Raw genomic sequence first — 1,892 nt, 5'->3', positions numbered from 1 at the left:
TCCTTTAGGCGTTAAAGAGGTCATCAATCCCTTGCGGGCATCTGGCGGTGCAGACAAAGAAAGCCGTGACCAGGTCCGCAAAAATGCGCGGTTGGCCATAAAGGCCTTGGATCGGTTGGTATCCGTGCAAGATTATGAAGATTTTGCCCGCACTTATGCGGGTGTTGGCAAAGCCCGTGCCGTGGAAATCTCCGATGGCCGCCGTCAGCTTGTGCATGTCACCATTGCCGGTGCGGACGATATCCCTATTGACAAGAACTCGGATTTATATCGAAACCTGCGTCAAACATTACTCGACTTCGGAGATCCTTATCAAACCTTACAATTAGAAATACGTGAATTGATGCTGATAATCATCGAAGCCCGACTACGTATTCTGCCGGATTACCAGTGGGAACCTGTGGTGACGCAAGTTCGCACAGCATTGCTCGATTTCTTTAGCTTCGAACGGCGTGAATTAGGGCAAGACGTATTGCTCAGTGAAATGCTGAGCGTCATGCAAGGTGTGCGTGGGGTGGCTTATGTGGATGTTGATGCCTTTGGTGGTATTCCAGAGAAAGCTGTTAAAGAAGTTGAAGAAACGATAGGAGGACAGAAAGTTAAGGTTAGGAAACGCTTACTTCTTACTCCCCAAGAAATTGCTGAAGAAACTAATAAATTGGTTGTGAAAAGTATAAAAACACAACGCCCTGAAACGCGCATCCAAGTTAATTTAGCAGACTTTGAAGAAAAAGTTTTACGGCCAGCCCAGCTTGCTTTTCTCACGCCCGAAGTTCCAGCAACCTTGATTCTAAATCAGATCATCTGAGGTCGTCATGAATACTATTGATAAAGATCGCCTCTACAAGCTACTACCCTATATCTACCAGTTGCGCGATTATGAACAAGGTGAACCGTTACGCGCGTTACTGCAAGTTATCGCCGAGCAAGTAGAGATTGTTGAAGAAGATATCACTCAGCTCTATGAAAACTGTTTTATTGAGACCTGCGAAGACTGGGTAGTGCCGTACATTGGCGATTTAATCGGATATACTCCAGTTCATGAAGCCGGTGAGCCAGGGGAGATCACTACACCGCAAGGGAAGTTGAGAAATAAAATATTAATTCCGCGCCGTGAAATCGCCAACACGATTCGCTACCGCCGACGTAAAGGCTCATTAGCCTTGCTGGAGCAATTGGCAAACGATGTTGCGGGTTGGCCTGCGCGAGCAGTGGAATTTTTCAAATTGCTGGGTTGGACACAACATGTTAATCACCTAAGACCATTGCAGGGTAGAACAGTTGATTTACGTAGGGGTGACGCATTGGATAAGCTTAATAGTCCCTTTGACGAATTGGCCCACACGGTAGATGTACGCCGCATCAATTCACATCTAACGCAAGGCCGTTATAACATTCCCAGTGTCGGATTGTTTGTCTGGCGATTGAAAACGTATTCAGTCACCCAAACACCGGTGACTAGTTTGGAGCAACGGAACTGTTATACCTTCAGTGTATTGGGTAACGATGCACCGCTTTATACAAATTGGGAACGTGAGCTTGAGCCGACCCAGATAGCTGAAGAACTCAACCTTCCGGTACCCATCCGTCGCCGTGCTTTCACAGAATTTGCCGATGATCATGTAAAAAAGCCGATTGCTTCGCCTGTGTATTATGGTGAGGGGAGGAGTTTGGTTATTTGGGCTCCGGGCTGGCCTACTAAAGATGCAAAGCAACCCATTCCTATTGAAAATATCGTCCCTACCGATTTGAGCGATTGGGAACGCTATCGCCCAGTTAGAGATACAGTTGCTGTTGACCCGGTGCTTGGCCGTATTTTATTCCCGCCCCGACAGCTTCCTAAGCAAGGCGTGAAAGTATCATATTATTATGGTTTTAGTGCGGATATAGGG

Annotated in this window: 2 protein-coding genes; both read left to right on the top strand. The window is 46.8% G+C overall.

Translation table 11 applies throughout. The features are described 5' to 3' along the window. The coding region (locus tag WCO51_13210; protein MEI6514212.1) for a baseplate J/gp47 family protein at positions 1 to 808 on the top strand (808 nt) is incomplete at its 5' end. A 7-nt stretch (positions 809 to 815) separates the two neighbouring features. Then, the coding region (locus WCO51_13205) for a hypothetical protein (protein MEI6514211.1) at positions 816 to 1,892 on the top strand (1,077 nt) is incomplete at its 3' end.

The organism is bacterium (assembly GCA_037131655.1).
In the GTDB taxonomy this organism is placed as follows: domain Bacteria; phylum Armatimonadota; class Fimbriimonadia; order Fimbriimonadales; family JBAXQP01; genus JBAXQP01.
This window is presented reverse-complemented; position numbering and strand designations above follow the sequence as displayed.